This window comes from Exiguobacterium sp. BRG2, from assembly GCF_031844245.1.
Taxonomy (GTDB): domain Bacteria; phylum Bacillota; class Bacilli; order Exiguobacteriales; family Exiguobacteriaceae; genus Exiguobacterium_A.
This window is the reverse complement of record NZ_JAUZUW010000007.1, coordinates 125,112-151,694: the sequence shown is the minus strand read 5'-3', so window position 1 is coordinate 151,694 and position 26,583 is coordinate 125,112. Positions and strand designations below refer to the sequence as shown.

At 44.1% G+C, this 26,583-nt stretch carries 26 protein-coding genes and 2 tRNA genes; 13 read left to right on the top strand and 15 right to left on the bottom strand.

The genetic code is table 11. The features are described 5' to 3' along the window. Positions 1 to 16 precede the first annotated feature (16 nt). From Q9R23_RS10930 to yhfH, 4 genes are all read right to left on the bottom strand, one after another. On the bottom strand, positions 17 to 919 hold the full coding sequence (locus Q9R23_RS10930) for an EamA family transporter (RefSeq protein WP_290784135.1): 903 nt from the start codon (positions 917 to 919) through the stop codon (positions 17 to 19). A 100-nt stretch (positions 920 to 1,019) separates the two neighbouring features. Next, complete coding sequence (locus tag Q9R23_RS10925; RefSeq protein WP_311247028.1) at positions 1,020 to 1,661, bottom strand: YkyA family protein; 642 nt, start codon at positions 1,659 to 1,661, stop codon at positions 1,020 to 1,022. Positions 1,662 to 1,676: 15 nt separating this feature from the next. Further along, positions 1,677 to 2,522 (bottom strand): polysaccharide deacetylase family protein, encoded by an 846-nt coding sequence (locus tag Q9R23_RS10920; protein ID WP_214856405.1) that lies wholly within the window; start codon positions 2,520 to 2,522, stop codon positions 1,677 to 1,679. A gap of 191 nt (positions 2,523 to 2,713) precedes the next feature. Continuing rightward, positions 2,714 to 2,860, bottom strand: coding sequence for a protein YhfH (yhfH, locus tag Q9R23_RS10915; protein WP_064505459.1), 147 nt, complete (start codon positions 2,858 to 2,860; stop codon positions 2,714 to 2,716). A gap of 184 nt (positions 2,861 to 3,044) precedes the next feature. Here yhfH and Q9R23_RS10910 point away from each other — a divergent pair, with 184 nt between their 5' ends. After that, positions 3,045 to 3,671 (top strand): nitroreductase family protein, encoded by a 627-nt coding sequence (locus Q9R23_RS10910; protein WP_290784138.1) that lies wholly within the window; start codon positions 3,045 to 3,047, stop codon positions 3,669 to 3,671. A 139-nt stretch (positions 3,672 to 3,810) separates the two neighbouring features. Beyond that, positions 3,811 to 3,883, top strand: a tRNA-Val gene (locus tag Q9R23_RS10905). 45 nt (positions 3,884 to 3,928) lie between these two features. Here Q9R23_RS10905 and Q9R23_RS10900 read toward each other — a convergent pair. Then, the gene (locus tag Q9R23_RS10900; protein WP_311247027.1) at positions 3,929 to 4,483 is read right to left on the bottom strand and encodes a YdhK family protein; all 555 of its coding nucleotides are present in this window, start codon (positions 4,481 to 4,483) and stop codon (positions 3,929 to 3,931) included. 146 nt (positions 4,484 to 4,629) lie between these two features. Between Q9R23_RS10900 and Q9R23_RS10895 the strand changes: the two genes are divergently transcribed. The 3 genes from Q9R23_RS10895 to Q9R23_RS10885 are packed head-to-tail and all read left to right on the top strand — an operon-like array spanning position 4,630 to position 7,213. Further along, complete coding sequence (locus Q9R23_RS10895) at positions 4,630 to 5,979, top strand: HAMP domain-containing sensor histidine kinase (RefSeq protein WP_311247026.1); 1,350 nt, start codon at positions 4,630 to 4,632, stop codon at positions 5,977 to 5,979. Between the two features lies 1 nt (position 5,980). Beyond that, positions 5,981 to 6,628, top strand: a complete 648-nt coding sequence (locus tag Q9R23_RS10890) for a response regulator transcription factor (RefSeq protein WP_311247025.1) — start codon at positions 5,981 to 5,983, stop codon at positions 6,626 to 6,628. Positions 6,629 to 6,646: 18 nt separating this feature from the next. Then, positions 6,647 to 7,213 (top strand): histidine phosphatase family protein, encoded by a 567-nt coding sequence (locus Q9R23_RS10885; protein ID WP_311247024.1) that lies wholly within the window; start codon positions 6,647 to 6,649, stop codon positions 7,211 to 7,213. 58 nt (positions 7,214 to 7,271) lie between these two features. Here the strand turns inward: Q9R23_RS10885 and Q9R23_RS10880 are convergent, their stop codons facing one another. Both Q9R23_RS10880 and Q9R23_RS10875 read right to left on the bottom strand, forming a co-directional pair. Further along, a complete protein-coding gene (locus Q9R23_RS10880; protein WP_214856413.1) occupies positions 7,272 to 8,759 on the bottom strand; it encodes a phytoene desaturase family protein in 1,488 nt (495 codons plus the stop codon). A 17-nt stretch (positions 8,760 to 8,776) separates the two neighbouring features. Further along, positions 8,777 to 9,322 (bottom strand): methyltransferase family protein, encoded by a 546-nt coding sequence (locus tag Q9R23_RS10875; protein ID WP_311247023.1) that lies wholly within the window; start codon positions 9,320 to 9,322, stop codon positions 8,777 to 8,779. 213 nt (positions 9,323 to 9,535) lie between these two features. Here Q9R23_RS10875 and Q9R23_RS10870 point away from each other — a divergent pair, with 213 nt between their 5' ends. Then, on the top strand, positions 9,536 to 10,363 hold the full coding sequence (locus Q9R23_RS10870; protein ID WP_311247022.1) for a M15 family metallopeptidase: 828 nt from the start codon (positions 9,536 to 9,538) through the stop codon (positions 10,361 to 10,363). A gap of 200 nt (positions 10,364 to 10,563) precedes the next feature. On the opposite strand, the gene Q9R23_RS10865 is transcribed toward Q9R23_RS10870, so the two are convergent. Beyond that, positions 10,564 to 13,704: an efflux RND transporter permease subunit gene (locus Q9R23_RS10865; RefSeq protein ID WP_311247021.1), complete on the bottom strand. Its 3,141-nt coding sequence runs from the start codon at positions 13,702 to 13,704 to the stop codon at positions 10,564 to 10,566. Positions 13,705 to 13,887: 183 nt separating this feature from the next. On the opposite strand from Q9R23_RS10865, the gene Q9R23_RS10860 reads away from it, so the two are divergent. Then, positions 13,888 to 13,960, top strand: a tRNA-Val gene (locus tag Q9R23_RS10860). 97 nt (positions 13,961 to 14,057) lie between these two features. On the opposite strand, the gene Q9R23_RS10855 is transcribed toward Q9R23_RS10860, so the two are convergent. Further along, on the bottom strand, positions 14,058 to 15,080 hold the full coding sequence (locus Q9R23_RS10855) for a PTS sugar transporter subunit IIC (RefSeq protein ID WP_035412440.1): 1,023 nt from the start codon (positions 15,078 to 15,080) through the stop codon (positions 14,058 to 14,060). A gap of 363 nt (positions 15,081 to 15,443) precedes the next feature. Here Q9R23_RS10855 and Q9R23_RS10850 point away from each other — a divergent pair, with 363 nt between their 5' ends. Next, positions 15,444 to 16,178, top strand: a complete 735-nt coding sequence (locus Q9R23_RS10850) for a metallophosphoesterase family protein (protein WP_035412443.1) — start codon at positions 15,444 to 15,446, stop codon at positions 16,176 to 16,178. A gap of 36 nt (positions 16,179 to 16,214) precedes the next feature. Here the strand turns inward: Q9R23_RS10850 and Q9R23_RS10845 are convergent, their stop codons facing one another. Continuing rightward, on the bottom strand, positions 16,215 to 16,493 hold the full coding sequence (locus Q9R23_RS10845; protein WP_056063494.1) for a hypothetical protein: 279 nt from the start codon (positions 16,491 to 16,493) through the stop codon (positions 16,215 to 16,217). A 171-nt stretch (positions 16,494 to 16,664) separates the two neighbouring features. Here Q9R23_RS10845 and Q9R23_RS10840 point away from each other — a divergent pair, with 171 nt between their 5' ends. Next, positions 16,665 to 17,252 (top strand): sterol desaturase family protein, encoded by a 588-nt coding sequence (locus Q9R23_RS10840; RefSeq protein ID WP_290758183.1) that lies wholly within the window; start codon positions 16,665 to 16,667, stop codon positions 17,250 to 17,252. 15 nt (positions 17,253 to 17,267) lie between these two features. Here Q9R23_RS10840 and Q9R23_RS10835 read toward each other — a convergent pair whose 3' ends face one another. From Q9R23_RS10835 to Q9R23_RS10825, 3 genes are all read right to left on the bottom strand, one after another. Then, complete coding sequence (locus tag Q9R23_RS10835) at positions 17,268 to 17,822, bottom strand: TetR/AcrR family transcriptional regulator (RefSeq protein ID WP_290758180.1); 555 nt, start codon at positions 17,820 to 17,822, stop codon at positions 17,268 to 17,270. Beyond that, positions 17,809 to 20,127 carry a YhgE/Pip family protein gene (locus Q9R23_RS10830; RefSeq protein WP_311247020.1) on the bottom strand — a complete coding sequence of 773 codons (2,319 nt, stop codon included), beginning with the start codon at positions 20,125 to 20,127 and terminating at the stop codon, positions 17,809 to 17,811. Before Q9R23_RS10830 ends, Q9R23_RS10835 begins: the two co-directional genes overlap by 14 nt. A 148-nt stretch (positions 20,128 to 20,275) precedes the next feature. Beyond that, positions 20,276 to 21,241: a quinone oxidoreductase family protein gene (locus tag Q9R23_RS10825; protein ID WP_311247019.1), complete on the bottom strand. Its 966-nt coding sequence runs from the start codon at positions 21,239 to 21,241 to the stop codon at positions 20,276 to 20,278. A gap of 104 nt (positions 21,242 to 21,345) precedes the next feature. Between Q9R23_RS10825 and yidD the strand changes: the two genes are divergently transcribed. Continuing rightward, complete coding sequence (yidD, locus tag Q9R23_RS10820) at positions 21,346 to 21,630, top strand: membrane protein insertion efficiency factor YidD (protein WP_290758171.1); 285 nt, start codon at positions 21,346 to 21,348, stop codon at positions 21,628 to 21,630. Between the two features lie 108 nt (positions 21,631 to 21,738). Here the strand turns inward: yidD and Q9R23_RS10815 are convergent, their stop codons facing one another. Both Q9R23_RS10815 and Q9R23_RS10810 read right to left on the bottom strand, forming a co-directional pair. Then, positions 21,739 to 22,128 (bottom strand): tautomerase family protein, encoded by a 390-nt coding sequence (locus Q9R23_RS10815; protein WP_056063504.1) that lies wholly within the window; start codon positions 22,126 to 22,128, stop codon positions 21,739 to 21,741. Positions 22,129 to 22,188: 60 nt separating this feature from the next. Beyond that, positions 22,189 to 23,673 (bottom strand): aldehyde dehydrogenase family protein, encoded by a 1,485-nt coding sequence (locus Q9R23_RS10810; RefSeq protein WP_290758168.1) that lies wholly within the window; start codon positions 23,671 to 23,673, stop codon positions 22,189 to 22,191. 280 nt (positions 23,674 to 23,953) lie between these two features. Between Q9R23_RS10810 and Q9R23_RS10805 the strand changes: the two genes are divergently transcribed. From Q9R23_RS10805 to Q9R23_RS10795, 3 genes are all read left to right on the top strand, one after another. Further along, the gene (locus tag Q9R23_RS10805; protein WP_290758165.1) at positions 23,954 to 24,436 is read left to right on the top strand and encodes a DUF456 domain-containing protein; all 483 of its coding nucleotides are present in this window, start codon (positions 23,954 to 23,956) and stop codon (positions 24,434 to 24,436) included. 192 nt (positions 24,437 to 24,628) lie between these two features. Beyond that, on the top strand, positions 24,629 to 25,966 hold the full coding sequence (locus Q9R23_RS10800; RefSeq protein WP_290758162.1) for a hemolysin family protein: 1,338 nt from the start codon (positions 24,629 to 24,631) through the stop codon (positions 25,964 to 25,966). Positions 25,967 to 26,140: 174 nt separating this feature from the next. After that, complete coding sequence (locus Q9R23_RS10795; protein ID WP_290758160.1) at positions 26,141 to 26,575, top strand: organic hydroperoxide resistance protein; 435 nt, start codon at positions 26,141 to 26,143, stop codon at positions 26,573 to 26,575. Positions 26,576 to 26,583: the final 8 nt, after the last annotated feature.

Sequence of the window (26,583 nt, the reverse complement as noted above, 5' to 3'; positions counted from 1 at the left end):
ACGACCTTTCCTGAGCTCAGGAAAGGTCGTTTTGCTGTACGTTCGCAACAGGTGCTGTTTTGCTCGAGCGATAGATCGGATAAAAGATTCCAATCAAGATGATGACGATCCCAATCCATTGAGAGCTCGTCAGATGTTCACCTAAAATTAACACGGAACAGATGACCGCTGTCGGTAGTTCAGCTGCTCCAAGCAAAGAAACGCTTGCTGGGGAGAGGTGAGGCGCGCCCGCAGCAAATAAGAGCGGTGGTAAAATTAACGCGAACAGACCGAGCGGAATCGCGTATAACAGAAGTCCATTTTCGAAGTTCGCAGAGGACAAGAACGTCGTCGGTGGATACATCGTCATGACGAAAGCAAGACCACCTGTCATCATGTAAAAACTCTTCTTGATGACGGGTAAATGATTGGCGATGCGTCCACTAGCGAGTAAGAAAATTGAGAAGCTGACAGCCGCTCCAAGACCGAATAATGTTCCACGGAAGTCAAGTGGACTCGAGTAAGCGGCACTCGCAAGAATGGCTCCGCCAATCAACAGAATCGCAGACAGGAAATGCGCGCGAGATGGTAAACGTCTGAATGCGAGCGCATCGATGATGACACCGATCCAAGTGAATTGGAATAAGAGAATGATTGCAACGGATGCCGATACGGTCTGAAGACTTTGATAGTACAGATAACCAGTTGTACCACTAGAGATACCGATCAACATGAGAAGACCAGCTGTCTTGAGATCGAGACGAAGATTTTTCGTAAATAAGGCAAGACTGAAAATCATCAGCCAACCGAAGAAAAATTGACTCCCAGAAACGGCTGCTGAGTTAAATCCAGCTGCATAAGCGAGTTTGACGATCGTTGAGAGGACACCATAACTGATAGCGCCAATGAGAACGAATAAGGTTGCTTTTGAGCGATGCATGAATAATTTCCCTCCATTTTTAGTAAAAACCACACAAAAAAGGTTGCAACGGGGCCTTGTCCAGGTTTTTTGGACAGGGTTTGGTTGCAACCTGTGTGATTTATTGAGTTGATGTGTCGAGCAAACGATACAGCCGGGTTTTCGTTTGGTTGTACTGAACGGTCAGCGTATTCCACTTCTTTAATGACGCGGTAGCTTTCCGTGTTAAACGATTTAAATCCGCTGTTGACTCATCAATCTTAACGAAATCCGGTTTTTTAGTCAAGCGTGAAAGCACTTTCTTTTCAGCGTCCATCGCTTGTCGATACGTTTTAGAGAACGTTTGAAACGTCTGCTGGCGTTCCTTGATGATTGCCACTAAGGCAGTTCCTTCCGTTTGTGCTTTACCATCAAGTTTGTTTACAGCATCCTTCAATTCTTCAAGATCAAGTTCAGCGTACGTTTCCTTACGTAACGTTTCTTCTTGTTTCAATAAAGAAAGCCGTTCGTCATTTAAGGCTTCTAGTTCCTCCCGTTCATTTTGAGAGCGTTTGATTTCTTCAGCACCTGCATCAAGAACGGCTTGGTACGTATTAACTGAAATTTCATCCTTACGAGCACGTTGATCAGCTAGCGTGAATGCCTTCTCTTCACCTTTCACTTGTTGCTCTAGCTGTTCATGAAGAGAGGCTGGTGAATCGTTGGAACAGGCAGCAAGTCCAAAGCTCGACAGGAACAGTACTGCTACGAATGTTTTTTTCATCTAGATAGTAACTCCTTATAAATTCGAGTATTGCACGAAGTTGTACGGAATATGGAAATCTTCATCATAAATCGCGAACTGATAGCCCTTTTTCTGAAGTCCGGCAACAATGGCCGGAAGGGCCTTGATAGCTTGTGGTTGTTCATGCAAGAGAATGATTTCAAATGGACGCTCTGCTCGCCGAATGACCGTATTAGCCACTTCTTTTGCACTATCTTTGTAATACCAGTCCATTGAATCGATCGACCAGTCCCATACTCGGAAGTCTGCTGAATGAATGGCAGATGCCATTTTTTTCGTGATGCCTGGATCAGAGCCATAAGGTGGTCGTGTCAAATGTGGTGTTAGCTTCGTCAACTCATGGATTTTCTTCTGAACACTTTGCATCTCTGAGACATACTGTCCTTTTTCGTACAATGTATCGTAATCGTGTGTTTCCCCGTGTAATCCGATATAGTGTCCAGCTTTAGCAGCAGCTTTGACTTCTTGCGGAAAAGCATCTATTTGTGTTCCGAGATAAAAGAAAGTGGCACGAGTCTGAAGTTGATCCAATGTTCGAAGTAAGTCCGGTGTTAATGCGGATGGACCATCCTCGAATGTTAAATAAGCGACTTTTTTCGTCACACCATTCCATTTTTCCACGCGTGCTTTTTCCATATTGACGACAGGGACTACAGTAATGGATTTACCTGTCGTAATGGATTGTTGTTCAGGAGTAAATACGTATCGATAAGCGACATATCCCCCAACTCCGAGAAAGACAAGTGTGAGAAGTAAGAAGAACCGAGGGAAAAACTTTCTTTTTTTTGTACGCGGTCGTGGACCGAGTTCGCTAGCGTGGCTTGAGGTAAATGGATCCATCGTTGTCTGTCGCTCCTTTTGTCAAAAATATCATATACAGATAATGTAACATTCTGACTGTTTCTTTTGTAACAAACAGATGACAAAAAGATGACGAAAAATCGATTTTTCTAAAAAATATCGATTTATTTAGAAGAAGTTTGTAAGAAATAAAAAAACAACCACTGAATAAGTGATTGTTTCATGTGTTATTAGTGTTCTGTTACAGCACACTCATCGCATTCCGTTTGATAGGATTCACATTGCTCGTCCATTTCTTTCCCACAATGAGCGCATGTCTTGACGGGAAGCTCACGATAGAATGCAGCAGATGCTTCTTGGTAAAGGGGTTGTTCCATGTGTTTTTCCTCCTTCAAAATAAACGAAATGGTCTTTTTCTTGTTTTTATTGTATTAGTACAGAAGTTTTATGTCAACTATTGTTTTATAACAGTAAATTCGTTTGAAGTATTGATAGAGGACAATAAAAAAGAGACATGCTACGATATCTAAGTAATCTGATAATAATAAGGGGGATTTACACATGACACAGGCAACACTTGATACAATGCGTGTCTTAACAGAAAGACGTTCCGTTCGTCATTACGACGAAACGTTCAAACTTTCAAAACAGGAAGTGGAAGAACTATTAGAATGGACGACAGCGGCGCCGAGTGCTTGGAATCTACAACACTGGCATTTCACGGTCTTCCATTCAGAAGAAGCGAAGCAACAGCTTGCACCGATCGCATACAATCAGCCGGCTATCACTTCGGCTTCAGCAGTCATTGCGATCTTAGGTGATGTTCAAGCTAATCGAAACTACAATCCGGTGTACGGTCCAGCAGTAGAAGCAGGTGGCATGACAGAGGATTTATTTGATTCGATCAAAGCACAAGTAGAAGGCGCTTATCAAAGTGAAGCGTATGGTCGCGACGCGGCAATGTCGAATGCGAGTCTTGCTGCGATGCAATTGATGCTCGCGGCAGAAGCGCGTGGATTATCAACACTCGCAATGGGTGGATTTGATCATCAACGTTTTACGGAAACGTTTATTACCGAGTCACGGTATGTACCGGTCATGTTGATTGCTGTCGGTAAAGCGGTCGAAGATGCAAAAAAACGTCCGGCACTCCGTTTACCGATCGATCGAGTATCAACCTTCCTGTAAGTCATTCAAAATGGAGGAAGCGGGGGTCAATTCCTCCGTTTTAATTTTTTTATTTTTTTTCGGAAAAAGACTTGTCAGCCTTTTAGTTTCTTGATATATTAATACATGTCCTAGCAAGTACATTACGTACTGCAAACATGATTCTGTAGCTCAGCTGGGAGAGCGCTACCTTGACAGGGTAGAGGTCGCTGGTTCGAGCCCAGTCAGAATCATACCGAAAGCCCGCTTTTCCTTTATAGGAAAAGCGGGCTTTTTTATTATTTCTTTATCTCATCCTCTGTGACCCATTTATGGTTTTTCACCATCTCTCCACCGTCCGTCGGTTCATAGTTCACCATGTAGACCGTCGTTTCCGTTACTTCATCAATCGTCGCTTTTGCTCCATCCATACCTTTCATATGATCCGCCTTGACAGTCGTTTCATCACCAACTTGCAGTGGCTTAGTTGGAACGGGATCGAGTTCTTCCTGAATGACCCATTTATGATTTTTCACCATCTTTCCACCAGTAGTCGGTTTGTAACTGATCGCATAGACGACGGTATCGTAAGCTCCCGCAATCGTTGCTTTAGCTCCGTCCATACCGTCCATATGATCCGTCGTCAACGTGACGTTGCTTCCTTTCGGATAAGTCGGATCACTGGCTTCCTTTAAACCGGATGGTAGCTTTCCGTCGCTCGAATGCATCATATCTCCATGAGACATATCGTGTGAGTCACTATTACTTCCATCGTCATTTGAAGCGGATCCACATGCACCGAGCCAAAGCGTAGAACTAAGAGCAAGTACAGTTAACGTCAATGATTTTTTCATATTATAACCCTCCTGAAGTCATTAGTCTTTTTTACTATACCCAGCGTATGTGCAAATCGTGTGCAGATGAAGTGACAGTTTCGTTTATCGGCAGTGATTATGTTTTTTTCGCTATACTAAAATGGAGAGATAAGGAGGGAAACGTCATGCGTCGTATTTCATACTCGGTCGGAGGAATCGTTCTTGCGACATTTTTAATTTGTGGCAGTGTATTGTTCGGGACGTTGTATTATCAGTTGTCTCAAATACGAACGCAGGAAGTGGTGGGTGGTTTGCTGAACCGAGGGAATACCCATCGTGATGTCCTAGTCGATTCCTACGACCAAACGACGATGCGTCATGTCAGTATGATGGAAGCGAACTCATCCTTTACTGTCGTGATCACCGATGCAAGAGGAAAACAACTCGAAGCATCACGTCCTTTGACGAGTGAGATGAAAAGTGTGCTAGAGCATACGGATTTTGATTACCGTCGACAAGGAAAAATCGTGACGATGCGTGACTTTTTAATGACGGACAGTCCCATTACCATCGACGGGAAACATCGGGGTCATGTCTTCATGTTCGCTTCTAAAGCAATCGTAGATCACGTACTTGATCCGTTGAAACAGCAGTTTTTCCAAGTGGGTCTGCTCGCACTATTATTAGCAGGAGCGGCAAGCATTTGGACGACCCGAATCATTTCTCGTCCGTTGATTCAGATGGAAAAAGCGACGGCGCGTCTATTGGATGGGGAAAGTGGAGAGTTGCCAATTGATCGACAAGACGAACTGGGACAATTGGCGCGTTCGATTCAGCAATTAAAACAGGATCTCGATTTTTTGAATCGAGAACGATCCGAGTTTTTAGCAAGCGTATCTCATGAACTACGCACACCATTGACATATATAAAGGGATACGCGGATATTCTCGAACGCCAAACGTTGACGCCGGATGAACGACGACGCTACATTACGATCATTCGAGAAGAAATTCAGCAAATGAATGAATGGATTGAACAATTATTTTGGCTGGCACGAATTGATGCCAATGCTTTTATGATGGAACGAAAACCTGTCGATGTCGAAGACTTGATTCATCAAGTGATACGATTGATGCGCCTGGACATCGAACAAGAAAATATTTCGTTCGAGATAGAAGGTGAGCGATTAGAAGTGATAGGTGACGCTCAGCAGCTCCGTCAGATGATCGTGAATATCATTGAAAATGCACGTCGACATACGACGTCGGGAACAATCATCGTTCGTTATGGTGTCAACGCAGTAGGGGCTTTCATTCAAATCGAAGATACAGGAGAAGGGATCGCTGCAGACTCCTTACCTCATGTAACGAAACGGCTCTACCGAACGGAAGCATCTCGTTCTCGAAAACATGGAGGAACTGGAATCGGACTCTCCATCGTTGAAGCAATTGCGCAGACACATGGAGCAGAATTGAACATCAAGAGTCAGCTTGGACATGGAACACAAGTGACACTGCAGTGGAAGGAGAAATGAAATGCCGCATGTATTGATTGTAGATGATGAACCGAGAATGCTTGAACTGTTAAAATTGTATATTCAGCCGTATGGGTACACGTGTCAGCTTGTGGATTCTGCGCAACAAGCTCTTGACCTCTGCCGTCAGCACGTATTCGACCTGATTTTAATGGATGTCATGATGCCAGATATGGACGGATGGACATGTTGTCGTCTCATTCGAAAACACTCTAACATCCCGATCTTGATGGTTACGGCACGGAATCAGCGGGAAGACATCATTCGAACACGGGAAGTAGGGGCGAATGATTACATATCAAAGCCGATTCAAGAAGGAGAACTGATCGGACGAATGGAAGTTTTATTACAGCAACAGTATGATGGTCTATCCTATGACCGGGAAAGCTATCGTTGTTGTTACCTCCAACAAACGATTTCGTTAACGAAGACGGAGTTTGAATTGTTAGGTGTATTTTTAGATTCTCCACGACGTGTTTGGACGCGGAATCAGCTGACGACGATGTTATGGGGAGCGGAAGCGTCTGTAGACGAGCGGACAATCGACTCGCATATCAGACATTTAAGAGAAAAACTACGTGTTTGCGGTTTTCCAATCGAACAGCATCTGGAAACGGTTCGCGGAATCGGATATCGCTGGATACACTAGTAAGAAGGAGATTCAAACATGACGACACTCTATTTCGTACGGCACGCACATTCGACATACTCACCGGATGAACGGAGACGTCCACTTTCCGATAAAGGACAGGCAGATGCGAGACGTTTATTTGAAACGTTTCAAGAAATTCCAATCGACAGATTCTATAGTAGTCCGTATCAGCGGGCGATCGAGACGGTTGCACCGCTCGCGGAGGCACGTCGACAACCAATTATTGAGGTAGAAGAACTAAGAGAGCGATTGTTAGCACCGGGAGAGCTTGACGATTTTCAAGCAGCGGTCACATATGTATGGCAACATCCGAACGATAATCCATTCGGGGGCGAAACGAACAAAGAAGCAGCGCAACGCATTCGGCAATTCATCGATGAACTGGTGGAGAAGCATTCCGACGAAATAGTTGTTCTTGGAACACATGGAAACATTATGGTGTTACTTCTCGAAACATTCGATCCGACATTTGATTATACATTTTGGAAATCCTTACCGATGCCAGCCGTGTGCCGGATGGAAGTGAAATCAGGAGGAGAGGTAGATATTCACGTCGTACCACTTTTGACGAATGTAAAGTAAAAAAGAGGCGGAACTGATGAGTAAATCAGTTTCCGTCTCTTTTGTAATCAAAGAAATCTTAAGGCGTAGGAATAGCACCTTCATGTTTTCGGATCAAATCAGCTGTTAATTGACCGGATAAGGTGACCATCGGCACACCGCCGCCTGGGTGTGTAGAACCACCAACGAAATAAAGTCCTTCGTATAAGTCGCTCTTCGATGGAATCTTGAATCCACCATTTTTCTTCCGATCGGCTGCGACACCATAAATCGATCCACCGTTTGGACCATATAAGTCCTTCAGATCTTCTGGGGTGAAGCGATATTCAAACTCGATTGATTCCCGAAGACCGTAAAGTCCCATTCGTTCGAGTTTATCAAGAACAACTTCACGATAAGCATCCCAGTCGACCTCGCCTTTTTGGAGTGTTAGAGGAGGGACATGCGTCAAGACGAACAGATTATCTTTTCCATCGGGCGCTTGCGAAGCATCAGATTTCGACGAGACCCCGACATAAATCGTTGGATCCTCAGGAGGCGTTCCTTCTTTGAACATTTGAGCGAATTCGCGCTCTGGATTTTCTGAGAAAAAGAAGTTGTGATGTGCTAGTCCACTGTATTCACGGTTCACACCAAGTAATAATACGAGTCCAGAAACAGAGGGAGCAAACGATGCCTGTAATTTTTTTGCCCGCTTCCGGGCTTTTTTCTCAGGTACGATTCGTTCGTAAGTCGGGATGACCTCAAGATTTGAGACGACGATGTCGGCTGCATGGAACGTACCATTCGAAAGGACACCAACTGCTTTTTTATTTTCAAGGACGATTTGTTCAACCGGTGAGTTGAGATGCACCGTGACGCGGAGCTCGTCAAGCAATCGTTTCATAGCACGCGCGATTTGATACATCCCGCCCTTAACATAATAGATGCCAAGTCCCATCTGTACATAAATCATTTGATTGAAGACGGCTGGCGCTTGATAAGGGTTGGAACCGACATACATGACCATGTAGTTGAACAGCTGTTCGAGATACGGATCATTGAGGTGTTTTTTTGTTCCGGTCGCGACGGTGTTCATCGGGTCCATCTTTAATAAATCAGACATCGTATGGTATTTTTTTAAGTCCTTTAAATCTTCGAGACTGTATTTATAAAAGCTGTCGAGACATAAGTCATACATTTGTTTTGAGTACCGGAACAATTCGACGAAATCCGCTCGTGACGAAATTTGCTCGACTTCTTCAAGCATTCCAGGTAAGTCACCTTTGACGTCGATTTTTGTTCCATCTTCAAAAAAAGTACGCCATTGCGGTTCAATGCGTTCGATTTCTAAGTAATCATCTAAGTTACGATGAACACTTGAGAAGAGTTGTTCGAGTACCCAAGGCATCGTTAAAATCGATGGACCAGTATCAAAAGTAAATCCTTTCCCGCTGCGCTGATTTAGTTTCCCACCGACGTTTGCATTTTTTTCAAGCATCGTGACTGCGTAACCATCTCCAGCTAAACGAATGGCAGCAGACATACCGGCAAGACCAGCTCCAATGACGATTGCACGTTTCTTCAAATGGATCACTTCTCCTTTTAATAGATGAATGGAATCAAACGTTTTCGTTTTGCAGCCCACATCGTATAGGCAGGTCCGAAACCTTTTGTCAACATCGCTTCCTCGATCCGGATTCGATAGAGTAGGAAAAAGAACATGAGCACTCCAGCGAAAGCGAACAGGACCATTTGTCCCGTGAACAGAGGAAAGCTGATCGTGATCAACAATAATCCACTGTACAATGGATGGCGCAAGAAACGATAAGGACCACTACTGACAAGCTTGTCATCAGCTGCGACGACGACGTGACGAGTGAATTGTTGTTTTAAGTGGAGAATTCCCCAAAGGCGTAAAGCGACTCCACTCCACAACAGCAGGCAGGAAGTGATGCGCAACCAGGGAGAAACAGTTTCGTCCGCAAAGAGGAAAGAGCAGACGATCGTTCCACTCAACACAAGGAAAATCAAATAAAAACTTACTTGTTCTGCGGCGCCCGACTGGGAATCGGATCGATTCCGAAAACGAATCATTTCACTGATCCAACAGACGCTACCAATGCTGAAGATCCATTCCCACAATGTCACGTACGCTCCTCCTTTCTGTTTCAGAACTTGTTTCGAAAGCGCATTCAACGTTATTTACCCATTGCAATTCACCCTTAAGCTACATTTAGAAAACTTCAGAAATACTTCATTTTCATGACAAGCATTCCGAATGAACCCTGTTTGAAAAAAAGAATGGTATTCTAATCTAAAATATGGATGCAGATCCTCATGCATAAAGGAGATATACGATTCATGAAATACATCACGACACTCATCACGACGTTGACATTAACAGCGGCCTGTACATCAGTGTATATACCAACAGTCGAAGCATCGACTTCTACTTATCGGCAAGCCAAGACATCTCTTCATTTACGTCAAGGGACATCAGTCGAGCAACCGAGTCTTGCGGTTATTCCGACGGGGATCTATGTGACGGAACTGTCGAAAGTCGGTACATGGTCAAAAGTACAATATGGTACGAAGATTGGTTATGCGAGTACGAAGTATCTACTGACGGATGAACAAATCGGTGGGAAACGGATCGGTAAGACACTCATCGCGAATAAGAACTTAGCACTCCGTTCGACGTACGCTCCTGGAGAGAATCAGCAAGCGCGTGCAGCTTTTGAGAAAATGCGCTTGGCGGCAAAAAAAGAGGGGATTACGCTGGTCGCATTTAGTACATACCGTTCGTACGCTTACCAAAAGGCATTGTTTGATAAATATGTCGCGCGAGATGGATATGAAAAAGCGAGTACTTATAGTGCGGAGCCAGGAAAAAGCGAACATCAGACAGGACTCGCTTTTGATATAGGGGGAGCAGATTCTTCTAAATACGCGATGTTCAGTTTTGCGAAGACGAAAGAGGCGAAATGGCTGTTCGCGAATGCGCACCGGTATGGTTTCCATCTTCGTTATCCATCTGGTAAAGAATCGTGGACAGGTTATACGTATGAAAGCTGGCACTACCGTTATGTAGGGGCGACGCTTGCTGCTCGCCTGAAACTCAGTGGGTTGACAATGGAAGAGTATTTTCATCTTGCTCCTTGGAAACCAGTAAAGACTTCGACATCTTAAAACATGATAAATAGAGGGTGTTGGATTCATCTATTATTCGTCTTGAATGAAAGAGATGGACTGTTTGACAATGACCGGCATGCTGATTGGTAGCTGAACATGACGGTACATTGGAGCAGACGGATGAACCGTTGGAATCATAAGCCTCACACTATAAAAAGCCCATCGCAATCCAAGCGATGGGCTTTTTTGATGTTCACTTAATTGGTTGTTCGTTCTTTTTTCGCTTTTTTGAAGAAGAACAATTCATAGACGACTGGAACAATGATGAGTGTTAACAACGTAGATGTCGTTAACCCCCCAATAACTGTTAGGGCGAGACCTTTTGAGATCAATGTCCCTGAAGAAGTTGTTAATGCGAGTGGTACTAATGCCATGATCGTTGCGAATGCGGTCATCAGGATTGGACGCAATCGTGTTTTACCCGCTTCAATCAATGATTCGCGAATCGGCATACCACGTCCGACGTTTTGACCGATGCGGTCTACGAGAACGATTGCGTTCGTGGTGACGATTCCGATCAACATCAAGAAGCCGATCATGACACTGACAGACAATGGTTCATTCGCAAGGAAGAGCGTGACGAGTGAACCGATTGGAACAAAGATCAGAGAGGACAAGATGATGAACGGAATTCGTGCTTTTCCGAACGTAATCAACATTGTCAGGTAAACAAGTCCGATTGCAACGACAATCGCAATTCCGAGTGATTGGAAGATTTCAACCGTATCGTCATTTCCGCCACCACTTGTCAGTGAGACACCGTCTGGTAAATTAATTTTTTCGACCTCTGTTTTTACAGCATTAGAAACGTTTTGTACGTCGTCTCCTTTAACTTGTCCGGAAACGCGAGCATATACTTTTCCGTCGAGCTTTTGAATTGATGTGAAGGTCTCGACTTCTTTGACGGTCGCGACATCTTTTAGAGCAACAGGACCGTTTGCTGAGAACAGTTGGACGTCTTCGAGATCTTTCTTCGAAACGAGTCCTTTTTCATAAGACAATTGTACATTTTGATCTTTATTATCAAGATTCAACGTGCCAACAGTAACAGGCTTCGTTTGATCATTGACGGTCCCGAGGATCTGGAAGCCGGATAGTCCACGATCACTTGCTTTTTCAGGATCGATTTCAACGAGGAATTGCTTTTGTTTTTCGCTGAAGTTGTTTGTGATATATTTTAAATCACTATTTTTGGACATATTATCCTCGACTAATTTCGCAGCTTTTTGAAGCGCTTCGAGATCGTTCGAGAACAGGTCGACATCGACGTTGTTGTTCGACGGAGGACCACCTGTTGATAATTCAGCTACGCTGATTTTGACATTGACGTTTTCCTCTTGAGCGATGTCCTCCATCTGTGTCTCAAGTGATTTGATCGTTTTCTCAACGTTCGCGCCGTCCTTCAGGTTCAAGAAATAACTTGCTTTATTATCGAGACGTAAGCCTGTCGTAAAGTCTCGTGCTCCGACAGACGTCGTGACGTCAGCGATTGCTTGTTCTTTATCAAACATCTTTTCCATCTCAAATGAGACGTCGCTCGTTTTCTCGAGTGATGTGGCAGCCGGAAGTTCAAGCGATGCCGTTAGTGTCTTTGAGGCTTCGTTCGGAATGAACGTAAAGCCGAGACGTGGAACGATCGCTAGAGAACCGCCGAGAAGAATGAACGATACAATTAAGATCGTCGCCTTATGCGAGAGTGACTTTTCAATCAGCTTGCCATACCACCGTTGAAGAGCACCTTCTTTTTCTTCTGCTGGAACCTTCTTAAAGGCAAATTTCGCAAGAATCGGTACGATCGTGATCGCAACGAGTAGTGAAGCAAGTAATGAGAAAATAATTGTCAAAGCAAACGGTAAGAAGAACTTACCAGTGATTCCACCGACGAATCCGATTGGCAGGAAGACGACGACGGTCGTTAGCGTCGATGACGTGATTGCTTTTAAAATCTCTTTTGTCGATTGTTCGATGATCTCATCCGTCATACCGGATTCGGATTTTCGAACACGCCGGAAGATGTTCTCGATAACGACGATACTATCATCAACGACACGACCGACCGCAACGGCCATCCCGCCAAGTGTCATGATGTTCAGAGAAATATCTTGCCAGTTCAAGAAGATAGCAGCAATGAGTAACGATAAAGGAATCGAGACGATGGCAATGATCGTTGCGCGAATATTTCGTAAGAACAAGAGTACAGCGAGAGAGGCAAAGAGGGCACCAAGTAATCCTTCTTTGACGAGTGTCGCGACGGATTCCTCGATATCCTTCGCTGAATCGATCCCAATCGTATAGTCGACTTGATCGTCATATTTATTAAGGATCTTCGTGACTTCATCTGCGATTTCGACCGTATTGGCATCTTGTTTTTTCGTGATTGCCATCGATAAGGAATCTTTTAAATCGTAACGTGTTTTTTCGCTTTGTTGCGAGACTGCTTCGATTTTTGCAATATCTTCTAGACGAATCGGTTCTGCAGGTTCAGACGCCTGATCTGTAGCTGCTCCACCTGTTGTACTTGGTGGTCCTTGTGTTGCACCTTGTGGTGGACCGCCAGCAGATGAACCACCTGTTTGATCGCTACTAGCTGAACTAGTCGCACCTGCAACGGGTGTCAATTGTAGATTTTTTAGTTTATCTAGATTTTCTAGTTTTCCCTCAACGCGAATCGGTATTTTTGAATCGTTTTCTGATAGCTGACCAGATGGGAACGAGACATACTTTCCGTTGATTTGTTCCTTGATACTTGAGAGCGAGAGTCCTGCTTCTGTTGCTTTCTGATTATCGACGGTGATTTGAACGAGATCATCTTTGTAGCCACCAACGGAAACGCTATTGATTCCTGGAATCTTATTAAGTTCAGGTTCGATATCGTCCTTGAGGATTTTTTCGATGTCTTTACCATCCTTACTAAAGAAAGAGATATTATAGATTGGGAACGATCCAAAGGACAGACGATTTAATTTCGTTGTTGCTTCCTCTGGTAGATTCGCATCTTGGATTGCAGCATCAATCTGTTGTTCGACTTTATCCATATCAGTATCGAACGGGAATTCGATGTTTAAGATACCGATGCTTTCATAAGAAGAGCTTGTCAGCTTAGTAGCTCCTTCGATTCCTTTCAATGCAGTTTCAAGCTTCGAGACGACTTGTTTATCGACATCGTCGGGCGAAGCACCAGGATATACTGCTTCAACAGAGATTTGAGGAAATTCGATTTCTGGGAACTGATCGACTTTTAATTTCGAGAAAGAATAGACGCCTCCTAAAACTAAAAGAATGGCGATGATGAAAACAGCCACCGAATTCTTTAAACTGAATCGGGTTAAAAAGTTCATATGAACACTCCTTTCGTTTATATGTGCTTATTTACATAGTAGAGGACACTCATAGAACCCGCAACTTTAAAACTGTTTTATTCAAAAAGATCTTTTTGAAAAAAGATAATTTTTTTGTTAAAAAGGCTTTACACCTTTCGATATGCTGCTATAATAAAAATATACCCAGTAACAACACAGCATGATTCTGTAGCTCAGCTGGGAGAGCGCTACCTTGACAGGGTAGAGGTCGCTGGTTCGAGCCCAGTCAGAATCATACCGAAATCGTTCCTTTTCGAAGGAACGATTTTTTTTGCATTAAAAAAACTATTCCCGAAATCAATCAGGAATAGTTGGAAGGTAGAGATATTATTTTATTGGATTTCGAGATGAAGATCGCCACGCTTCGTCCAGCCTGCGACAGTCGTCAATCGATAGAAGACGAGTGTCAAGACGCCAGGTAAAACGACACCAGTCAAGAAGAATATAAGGAACGCCTGAGGACCTTGGTTGACGAAGATATTGAGTGGCGCAATCATCGAATTTAAACCGAGTCCAGCGAGTTCATATGGTACTTTCAAAGAGAGAAGAAGCGTCGCTACAGGAGCTGAAATCATCGCTGCGAGAAACGGTGCAACGACAAGACGTGGATTTTTAACGATATTCGGGAATTGTACTTTAGGTGTGACAAAGAAAGAAGCAATCAAACCACCGGGATCCGTCTGACGATATGCCATCAATGTGAAGCCAACGAATTGAGCGGAACAGCCAATGAGTGCAGCGGCACTTGCTACAGGATCAAGCTGCAAAGCGATAGCGAGTGCAGCGGACGAAGCGGGAGACATCAATAAGACACTAAAGATGAGTGCAATGACAAGAGATGTAGCAATAGGAGACGATTCGACTGAAGCGGTGATCATAGCGCTGAATTTTGTAAGGAGTGGTGTCGTTACGGCAGCAGCACCGATACCAGTTATACCACCGGCAAGCACAGCACTCATCGGGATGACCATCATGTCAAATTTCGTTTTTCCAGTCATGCGTTTTCCAACGTATACAGCGACCGCAGCTGCGAGTAATGCACTGATTGGCTGACCGGGGGCAAGAACGAGTCCAGAAGCAGTCGATTGAAGCGCAGCACCACCAATCGTCGCTGCGATCATCGCGCTGAACAGGACAAGTGTGTTTCCTCCGAGCTGAAAGGCGATACCGGCACCGAGTGCAGGAGCAAGCAGTACTTTTGCGACGCCGCCAATCGTCAGTAGCATTTGGATATGTAAAAAATTGCCGAGCGTCTCAATCAGGAGTCCGACACCGAGTGTTACAAGAACGGCATTCGCCATTCCAGCTGATACTTTTACCATTCGATCCATCGCATATTCTTTCAACGTTGTCATCCTCTCTCTATCTATCTCTATTTTTTGCCATGAAAAAAGCCTATCCATTTTTGGGATAGGCGCCACTCATTCTGTGCGGGCGCCTCATTCGATGCATCGAAAGGAGGGCCCAAAAATCATTTCCGTTTCATCATCGGAAAAGTTTTCAGTCCCTCATGCATAGAATAATCAGTCGTCCGGCTTGGTTAAATGGCTGTTGCGTCGGAATCATTCAATCGTGCCCCTCTCTGTGAATTTTTTCTAAGCCTAACATGCTTCTGATCAATAATCAATATTTTCTGACAATTTATTTTTTCTCTAAATCTAATAGGAATTTACGCTATCATCGGGAAATCCTAATGTACTAACAATGGAGGCGTTTACATGAAAGTAATGATTTTTACAGATATTCACGGGAATGCTTCAGCATTGCGTGCCGTGTTGTCCTACCTCGATCAGTCTTCAGACATCGATGCTGTATATTGTCTCGGTGATCTCGTCGGTATCGGACCTGAACATAATGAGGTCATCAATTTGTTAAGGCAGCGGCCTGATATTCAGACGATTTCTGGAAACCATGATGAATGCGTCCTTGCTTTGATTCATGGGGATGTTTATCCCGCTAGTTACCAACATGCGAAAGAGCACCATCAATGGATTGCAGATTCATTGACGCAGGAGAATCAGAGTTATTTGGAGCGTTTACCGCGTGTATTGAATGTCACCCATCAGGAACAAACGATGTATCTGACACATTATGCCTATGCCGATCAGACGAAGAAAATCGGTGAGGAACCCTTAAAGCCAGCAGTGGATGGAACGAAAGAAAACTTACCCGTCCTTTTTTCCGGAAATGAGGCGCGAATCATTGGCTTTGGTCACCACCATCCAGCACAACAAGTTGAGACGGATCAAACGCTGTACATCAACCCTGGAGCGATCGGGTGTCAGGAAACAGCTCTTGCCCCAGTAGCAATCCTCACTTTAGAAAAAGGACAAGTTCGTTCGGAAATCCTGACGATTCCTTACGATGACCGCCCATTTCTAAATGTACTCAATACAACAGAAATGCCGGAACGTGAATTGATGCGACGTCTCTTCTTCGGAAATAGATCATGAAAAAAACCTTCATGAATAGATCATGAAGGAAATCGATCATGCAGACAGTTTCGTCATGATTGAGACAAGACAGACGATAATCAGTAACAGGATGCCGATATTTCGTTTCAACGAGTGGCGTGACCAGTAGAAGAATAGTGCAAGTACAGGGGCCACGAAAAAGGCAAGAACAAGACTGATCAGTGTTGCAAGAAATAAAACAAATATCCAGAGCTTGCTCGTTGTCCGGTAAACCTGCCACATGTCGTAAAGCGACATAAGTGTATAAGCGAGTAATACAAAGATGATTCCGGTCGATAAACTCAAAACGATCATCACTCCATTCCTTTTTTAGTATAAGGGAAGGAGCAAAGATGACTATATGTCTTGCAGGAAAAAACGTGACGAATCGATGAACGTACGACTAAACGCTGTAATGAAGGATAAGGAGAGGACATTCATGTCAGATATGTATCGCCGTTTTTTCTGTTTCCAGATATTTTAATCATGCTTGTATTACTGATCGGAATAAGTGGGTATATCATCGCGCAACCATTCAGTTGGTCCATGTTGCTATTCTTTTGCATCGGATTGATCGTCTTTAGTTTTAGTGAATATTTCACCCATCGTTTTTTGTTTCATCTACCACCACCGAAGAACGTGTTCGGACGAAAGTTGTTGAAACGACTCCATTACGATCATCATGCGCATCCGAATGAACTGCATCTGTTATTTTTACCAGTATGGTATTCCTTGCCGAATCTCGGATTTTTTGCGGTGGTGACATATCTTCTGACGCAGTCTGTCGTATTGACAGCTGCAGCTGCAAGTGGATTGATCGTCATGTTACTTGTTTACGAGTGGAAGCATTATGTGGCGCATGTTCCGCTAAAGCCGAGAACACGCTTTGGGAAATGGATGAAAAAGACGCATCTGTTACATCACTTCAAAAATGAACATTATTGGTTCGGTGTATCCAATCCGGTAGGAGATTGGTTATTTGGAACGCTGAAGGATGAAAAAACAGTCTTATCTAGCCAAACGGCACGTGATTTAGAAAAAGAATTGGATAATAAAAAACCGCCGATCCATTGATCAGCGGTTTTTTATTCACAGAACGCGCAACATGGCACGTCGAATCGTATCGAGTTCAAGTGGACGCGCAATCGATGGCCATTCGGCGATCAACGCGATATACGTTCGAAAGATCAGGAAGGCCGTGACATCGACCGGTATGTCGCGATCGTCTTGACCAAGACGAGTCTCAAGTAATGTCTTGATATATTCGACGACATGTCGTTCAATCCGCATCCGTAATTCCTGCATCTCTTGTAATTTTAAGTTGCGTGTTTCTTCGATGATTTGAAGAATGAATAAGTGTTGTTGCTGATGATAGGCGATGGCGTCGATCATTGCTTGTTTATTTTCTTCTACGGTCGCCTGTTCGACGTAAGCGCGTTCTGCTTCTTCTTTCATCTCTTGCAACACACGTGTTACGAGTGATTCAAACAGATTGAGTTTACTTTCGAACAATTGATAGACGGTTGGTTTTCCGACATGAGCGCGTCGGGCGACACGCTCGATCGTCGTTCCCTTATAACCGAGTTCTGAAAAGCAAGCCATTGCTGAGTCGAGTATCAAAGTTTCTTTATCAGACTGTGTCATGTTGTTTTCGTCTCGCTTTCGTTGAGAGTAGAATCCGTTTGGCTCCGAGCCCTCCAACGAAGCAGATGATTAATGCGACGACTAATATGGTCGCAAGGACTTGACTATTGGATACGAGGACATCCGTCACACCGAGTCCAAGCGCTTCGCGGAATCCACCGACCGAATATGTCATCGGTAAGAAAGCGTGAATCGCTTGGAAGAACCCTGGCGTCATTTCGACAGGGAACGTTCCACCACTACCACCGATTTGAAGAAGGAGTAGTAAGAAGGCAAGGAACTGTCCGACGCGACCGAGTAGCATCGCGAGCGTGAACAGAATGGTAATGAACGTCATACCTGTCAAGGCAGCGAATCCATAGAGCGCAGGGACACTCGCGACATCAGCATCCAGCACATAGACGATGGCTGTGGCCGCTGCGACACCTTGTAATGCGCCAATCGGTAAGATAAGTGATAATTTACCGACGAGGAAGCGCCATGTCAGACTCTCACCATGTTCGGGACGAATCTGATAGACCGAAGAGAACATCAAGGCACCTGCGAACAAGGCAATACTAAGGATATAAGCTGATAAACCAGAACCGTAATTGTTGACAGTCGAATAGTCATGTTCTTTTAAGACGACGGGTTCTGCTAGCATATTATCCCGCTCTTTTGTCGGCTTGACCGTCGCGTCTTTAGCTCCTTTGCTGAGCTCATCCTTCAGTGTTTTAGCTCCATCTTCAAGTTTCGTGTTGGCATCCGCGATTTTTGAAGCACCCTCGGTCGTTTTGCCGATACCATCTGTAATCGTAGAAGAACCAGATGCCAATTGTCCTAATCCGTTATTCAACGCGCTAGCCCCAGCTTGAAGTTGATGTGTACCATCTGACAGTTGGTTCGCGCCGTCAGCTAGTTGGGCACCGCCTGTTGCGGCTTTATGCACACCCGCAGTATACTGACCGAGTTTTTCATTGAACGTCTGTTGTCCACTAGCTAATTGTTGTGCGCCAGACTCGACTTGTTTCGCACCATCGACGAGCTTCAATTGTCCAGCGTTTAGTTGCGATACAGCAGACTGGACTTGCTGACCACCTGCGGCGAGTTGACCGATTTTCTTCGTTGCTTCTGTTGCTTGAGCAAGACTCTGATCAATTGCACCTTCTTGGGCAGCAAGACTTTGAATATTTTCTTCTAATGAACCAATAGAACCGAGTAATGTTTGTTTTTCTTCATCTGATAACTGTTCAGAAGCAGAAATAACTTCTTTTAGTTGAGCGACGTTTGCCTCAAGTGCTTGGCGACGGGCCCGTAAGTCCTGTTTCGCCTGTTCAGCATCTTGATTGAGTTGTGTTAAAAAGGCATTCGCAGCTTGTGCTTTTTTATCCAATTGATTTAATCCGTCCGTCAACTGAGGAATTTTTTCATTAAGCTGAGCAGTACCCGCAGCCAGTTGTTCTGCCCCTTGGCGTACCTGTGTTGAGCCACCGCTGAGTTTTGTTGCGCCTTCTTGAAGTTGCGCGGCACCTGCCTGTAACTTGCCACCGTTTTCATCGAGTGTGTTCAATCCAGAAGATAGCTCACCCGTTTTTTGAGCGAAGAGGGTGGTCTTTTCGTCGAGTGTCGTGACACCATCACTCAGTTTTTTCGAACCTTGATTCGCTTCCCCGAGTTTTTCGGACAGTGTCAGACTGCCATCTGCGAGTTTTCCAAGATTTGTTGCTAGTGTTCTAGCGCCATCCGCTGTTTTATGGTTACCGTCCTCGAGTTTAGAGGAACCGTCCGACGCTTTTTCCATTCCGTTTGCGATTTTCTTTAACGCACCGAATATAGCACTACTATATTGTTTCGTAACGGATTTTCGGATTTTTTCGTTTAACTGTTTTGCGGCAGTACTCGAAATTTGTGTTCCCGAGTAGTTTTTCGCTGGATTCAAGTAATATTCTAACTCAATCTTCTTCGGGTGATCATCGAGTAGTGTCGTTGCATTTTTAGAAAAATTCTTTGGAATGACGACTGTCATGTAGACTTTTCCGTCACGCAATTCTTTCTCTGCCTTATCCTGAGACAAGAACTGCCAATCAAAATCATCATTTTTTTTGAGTTTATCGACGAATTGATCCCCGATGTCGACTTTCTCTCCTTTAAACTTTGTCGCCTGATCTTCGTTGACGATAGCTACCTTAATATCTTCTGTACGACCGTACGGGTCCCAGAATGCAGATAAGAAGATGGAGTTGTAAAGAAACGGTACGAGGATGAGGGCGAGAATGACGACGATCATCATCGGACTCTTCAATTTCTTCCATTCTGAGCGAAACATAAATACAAATCCCCTTTCTAAAACTCAAAACTAATTTGAGTTTTAGGTTTTGATGAGATTTACTTTACTCTCTTCATTATAAAAAATCAATCGATAATTCCAATTTCACACAAAAAAACGACTCACGAGAGTCGTCTCTAGAAAATGATTAAGGAATTAACAGTAACTTTCCTGTACTACGTCGGCTTTCTAAAAAGTCATGCGCTGCTTTTCCATCAGATAAAGCAAAAATTGTCGGAGAGGACAGGTTAAGGTGACTAGATAAAATCCAATCAAACAGCTCACCCGATTTGCGGATGCGTTCCTCAGAAGACGTTAACACATTCCAAAGGTCGCCACCTGTTAATGTTTTGGACGTATCCATTAAAAGACGTGGATCGACAGGTGCGGGATCACCGCCTGCCATACCATAGAAGACGACGGTCCCATGTACTTTCGTTACATGGAAACTGTCCATTAGCGTAGAACCGATAGACTCATAAACGACATCGACCCCTCTACCAGAAGTTTGTGTAAGCACTTGCTCGACCCAGTTCTCTGAGTACAAATAGACAGACTCACAACCGGCAGTTTTTGCGATCTGTGCCTTATCGGGAGAAGAAGTTAAGCCAATCGGAGTTGCACCAAGTAAACGAATGAGTTGTGTCAGTAATTGCCCCACGCCACCGGCAGCAGCGTGAACTAAGACGGTATCTCCTGGTTGAACGTGATAACTGTCGCGAGTCAAATAATGTGCCGTCAATCCTTGTAATAAGACAGAAGCTGCTGTTTCGTATGAAATACCGTCAGGAAGCGGAATCAATTTATCAACGGGTGCCGCCACGTACTCAGCGTTCGCAAGCGGAACGTCCGCAAAAGCAATCCGTTGACCTATATGGAACGTTGAAACGGTTGCACCGATTGCGGTGATGACTCCTGCTCCTTCGTAACCTAAAATATAGGGAGGCTGTCCTTCTAAATGATAGTTTCCTTTTCGACGATAAATATCTGCAAAATTCAGACCGATCGCTTTCATTTCAATCAGAACTTCCTGTTCGCTGATTGTTGGCGTTGGCACGTCTTCGAAGCGTAATACATCAGAACCTCCGAATTCGTGGAATGTTAATGCCTTCATCTCAACACATCCTTCTTTTAAATCTACTTTTAGGATAAAGCAGAACATCTGAAAATGATGAACAGATGCGTTACACTAGAAAAAAAGAAGAAAGAAGGGACGTTATGAAACGTGTCTTAATGGGAGGCATTCGCTTTTATCAAAAAGTCATTTCTCCCATGAAACCAGCCACATGTCGATTCTATCCGACGTGTTCCCATTACGGGATGGAGGCGATTGAACGTCATGGTGCAGTAAAAGGGAGTTATTTGACGACACGCCGTTTGCTTCGTTGCCAACCGTTTCATCCAGGAGGCCTCGATTTCGTTCCAGAACCTGATCAGTTTAGTTGGAAAGTGCCGTTACAGCGAGAAAATCCCCGTGAGAAGGTCGAAGTCACTGTGGAATAAGTCATGTTAGGGTTTATGTTAATAGTTTAATGAATGAAGAAAAGGGGGGGGTGTTATCGGAAATCATCGGTAACACATCCCCCTTTAATTGTTTCATTTGTTGAACGCTCATAGTTTACCTGTTAAAAACTGTGCTTCACCGAGACCGAAACTCCAGTCCGCCGCATCATTTTCGACGATTGAAACCATTAAATCAGTCGGAGCAAGTCCACAATTTGCTTCTAATCGTTCAGCGAGCAATTGATAGAGACGTTGCTTCTTCTCTTTCGTCCGCGTTTTACTTGTCACACTGATAAGGACGATATCTTTACTCCGCTTAAAACCAAGACCTGTATCTTGAATGACCATTTCGTGAGCTTTGTGTGTATGCACGATTTGATACCGATCACGTTCCGGCACGTCGAATGCTTCGACCATCGCGTCATGTGCAGTGTTGAGTAACACGTTCAACTCTTCTTCAGAACGTCCTTCAATGACGTCGAATCGTAATAATGGCATAACCGTTCAGCTCCTTTTTTAAGTATGTAGAGCAGGGAAGAGTTCCCTGCTCTTGATTATTTATTCAAAGAATGGTTTGTATTGGCGGCGATCATGCATGACGGACAACCATTGTACAGTTGAGAATTCTTCAAGTACCCATTCACCGTTAAAGCGACCAAGTCCTGAATCTTTTTCACCACCAAATGGCATATGTGGCTCATCGTTGACCGATTGGTCGTTGATGTGAATCATACCTGTCTCGACTTCCAGTGCAAAAGCGGTCGCACGTTCAATAGATGAACCGTGCACTGCACCACTCAATCCGTATGGAAGAGAGTTCGCGATTTCAAGTGCCTCTTCATCTGTATCGAATGGGATGATGACAGCAACTGGTCCAAAGATTTCATTTTTAGCAAGCGGCATATCGTTCGTGACGCCTGTGACGACAGTTGGCGCAATGACGTTGTCTTTTGCTTCTCCACCTACACGAACGGTTGCACCGGCAGCTTTTGTTTTTTCAAGATCTTCAAGGATGCGTTCGACTTGTGATTGATTGATGAGTGGTCCGACTTGTGTCCGGTCATGTGATGGGTCACCATACTGTAATTCTTTCACACGAGCAACGTATTTTTCGACGAACTCATCATGAATCGAAGAAGCGACGAGAATTCGGTTCGTTGACATACAGATTTGACCTTGATGATAGAACTTGCTGTAGACAGCAGATTCAACCGCACGATCGAGATCAGCATCATCAAGTACGACGAAGACATTGTTTCCGCCAAGTTCAAGCGCTGTTTTCTTCAGGTGTTTACCGGCAAGTTCTCCGATGTGGCGACCGACTTCAGTTGATCCTGTAAAGGAAATCAAGCGTGGGACAGGGTGTTCGACGATAGCGTCACCGATTTCTGAACCACGACCGACGATAACATTTAAAACACCTTTTGGTAATCCAGCTTTTTCAAACAGGCTAGCGAAAATTAAACCGCCTGAGACAGGTGTGTCTGTTGCCGGTTTAACGACGACTGCATTCCCAATAGCGATAGCAGTAGCGATCGACCGCACAGCTAAGTGGAACGGGAAGTTCCATGGACTGATGACACCGATGACGCCAAGTGCTTTACGATAGATTCGGTTTTCTTTGCCTGGTACGACCGATGGACGAATTTCACCATGCATCCGTAATGGGAAGGTAGCAGCTTCCTTGACGATCAAGACTGAGGCAAGGAATTCACCTTCCGCTTTAATACGTGTACTTCCTGACTCTTTGATTAGCCAATCGATGATAATCTCTTTTTCTTCGTACAACACCTTCAGAAAGTTTTCGATCAGGCCTTGGCGTTTTAAGGCAGGAACTTTCGCCCAGTCTTTTTGAGCAACTTGAGCCGCTTCATACGCGTCATCTAAATCTTGTTGGTTCGCGGCAGAGATCGTAAAGAGCTCTTCTCCAGTGAATGGATTTGTATTCGTCATGTTGCTGTCACTTGCGCCTGTGCGCCACTGACCGTCAATATAAATCTTCGTAAAATCCGTATGCAACGTAGCTTCGTTTTGTTGAGCCATCTCAATTCATCCCCCATTCGTTATTATAACAATTAAGTTATTCACGTTATGAAAAGAAGTAAAACACATCCATACACTTCTACCAAACATATTGCTCAAAATCAGTCAGTCAAGCGGGTTTTAAAGCACTTTAAACCAGGAATTTAATCAATATAATGCTATAAAAATGAGTGGGATCGTTCTTTTTTTAGAAGGACGATTGAAATAAGTGTTTGATGAAACCTTTGCCTCTTCACGTTCGTAATAAAAGCAAGAACTTTAGAAGAAGGGAGGGATGGAAGTGACAATTTTATTGTGGAGTCTAATCGTCGTGTGTTTTCTCGTCGCTTTTGCAGGACTCGTATATCCGATCATCCCAAGTGCGCCGGTTTTAGTAGTAGGCTTTTTGATTTATGGATTCGGATTCGGTTTCTCTGAATTATCAATTAGTTTTTGGGTGATTCAAGCGATTTTCATCATTCTCTTGTTCACACTGGATTATCTCGTCAGCGCCTACACTGTTGATCGACGGGGAGGATCTCAAGCGGCTAAAATCGCGACGACAGTGGGATTGATTGCCGGACCGTTTATTTTACCAGGAATCGGACTATTGATATTCCCGTTCGTCTTTGCCATCTTGACGGAAAAAATCATTAGTAAAAAAACATGGCAAACAGCCGTTTCAGTAGGAATCGGTACGGTTCTCGGTATCTTATCAAGTGCGTTGTTAAAGGGAATCGCGATGTTGCTCATGATTGTAATCTTCATCCTATACGTGGTCTGACCGATTGAAATCGTGTCTTCAAGTACACATTTTGTGAAAGTTCCGTTATAGTATGAATATGAAAAAGTAAGGAAGCTTTGAAAGAATAAAGCTTCTTTTTGCTGTAAACGACCAGATGCCTTTGCATCTGGCTTTATATTAATGGAGGTGAATCCCCTTTCTTCGGGGAAACGATTGGACAGTACACACTCAATGGAGACATTCGACACGACGACGATCATTATTCGACTACTCGTCATTGCACTACTCATCATTTTAACCGCTTTTTTTGTTGCCGCCGAATTTTCGGTCGTCAAAATGCGAATGTCTCGAATCGATCAGTTGATTACAGAAGGAAGCAAGACTGCGAAAGTAGCGAAAAGGCTGCTTGAGAATTTGGATTATTATTTATCAGCCTGTCAACTTGGAATTACCGTGACAGCGCTTGGTCTCGGGTGGTTAGGAGAATCGACGGTAGGTGCGATTCTCAGTATGTTGTTCGAAGAAATCGACATCCCAAGCTCCGTTTCGACGATCATTTCGTTCGTCCTTGCATTCTCAATTGTAACGTTTCTTCATGTCGTGCTTGGAGAACTAGCTCCTAAGTCCTTGGCTATTCAAAAGACGGAAGCTATCACGATGTTACTCGCACCACCGCTTTATTGGTTCGGTAAGGTCATGAAACCTTTCATTTGGACATTGAACGGTTCAGCCCGGGTCATTCTTCGTTTGTTTGGTGTTGAACCTGCTGGTCACGAAGAAGTTCACTCGGAAGAAGAAATTAAAATCATCATGACGCAGAGTTACAAGAGTGGAGAAATCAACCAGACCGAACTTTCCTACATGCAAAATATCTTCTCGTTCGATGAGCGAATCGCGAAAGACATTATGTTACCGCGGACAGATTTAATCACGATTTCGAACGATGCATCGATGGAGGACATTATTCGTCTCGTTGAAGAGTATCAGTTCACACGTTATCCGGTAGCGGAAGAAGGAGATAAGGATAAAATCCTTGGCTTCATCAATGCAAAACAATTATTTACGGACCATATGGCGAACAAAGGGAAAGCATTAAGTTATTATATCCATAACTTGCCGATCGTATCCGAGTATTCACCGCTTCAAGACGCGATGCTGAAGATGCAGGTGGAACGGACGCCAATGGCACTCGTCATTGATGAATACGGAGGGACAGCTGGTGTCATCACGATGGAAGACATATTGGAGGAAATCGTCGGAGAAATCCGAGACGAATTCGATAAAGATGAGAAAGCGGATATCGAACAGATCCATGAACGATTATACCGGATTTCAGGTCGTGTCTTAATTGATGACTTAAATGAACGCTTTAACCTAGGTATTGAAGAAGAAGATATTGATACGATTGGTGGTTGGGTCATGGCACAGGATACAGAAGTATCAAGTGGTCAAGAATTCCGCTATCAAGCGTATACGATCAAGGTCATGGAAGTTGATAACCACCAAGTGAAGTCGATTTATCTTCAATTGCCTGATCAAGAAGAAGTTGCAACAGAGGATATCGGATAAAATAGCAAAATCAAAAGACGATGGACATTAAGTTCATCGTCTTTTTTCGTTATTGGAAGAATGGCAGGGTAAAGGGATTGAACACTCCTTGTGTTTATCTCCGCCGGTGACGGGTATTACTGTTTATGTGGCAAAAAAGTCTTTTTAATTCAACAGGAAAAGGGGTTTTCTATCATGTCAAACGTCATTCTTACTTCGCGCGCATCTGCAGTCGGTGGTCGCGACGGGAAAGTCTCTTCAGATGATAACGTCATTAATCTTGATTTAGTCATGCCTGGAACAAAAGGCAAAGAAGACATTCCGACATCAAACCCGGAACAGTTATTCGCAGCAGGATATGCCGCTTGTTTTGATGGTGCCTACAATTTGATGGCGCGCCAAGCGAAAAAACGAGTCGAGACGCGGACGAATTCAGAAGTCAGCCTCTTACAGGACGAAGCGGATAACGGTGTGAAAATTGCGGCGAAACTCGTCGTCGAAGTCGTTGGGGTATCGCAAGAAGAAGCAGAAGAACTACTTGAGAAGACACACAACTTCTGCCCGTATTCAAAAGCGACTCGTGGCAACATCGATGTCGACCTTTCTGTTAAAGTCGTTGATTCGTTATAAGAAATACA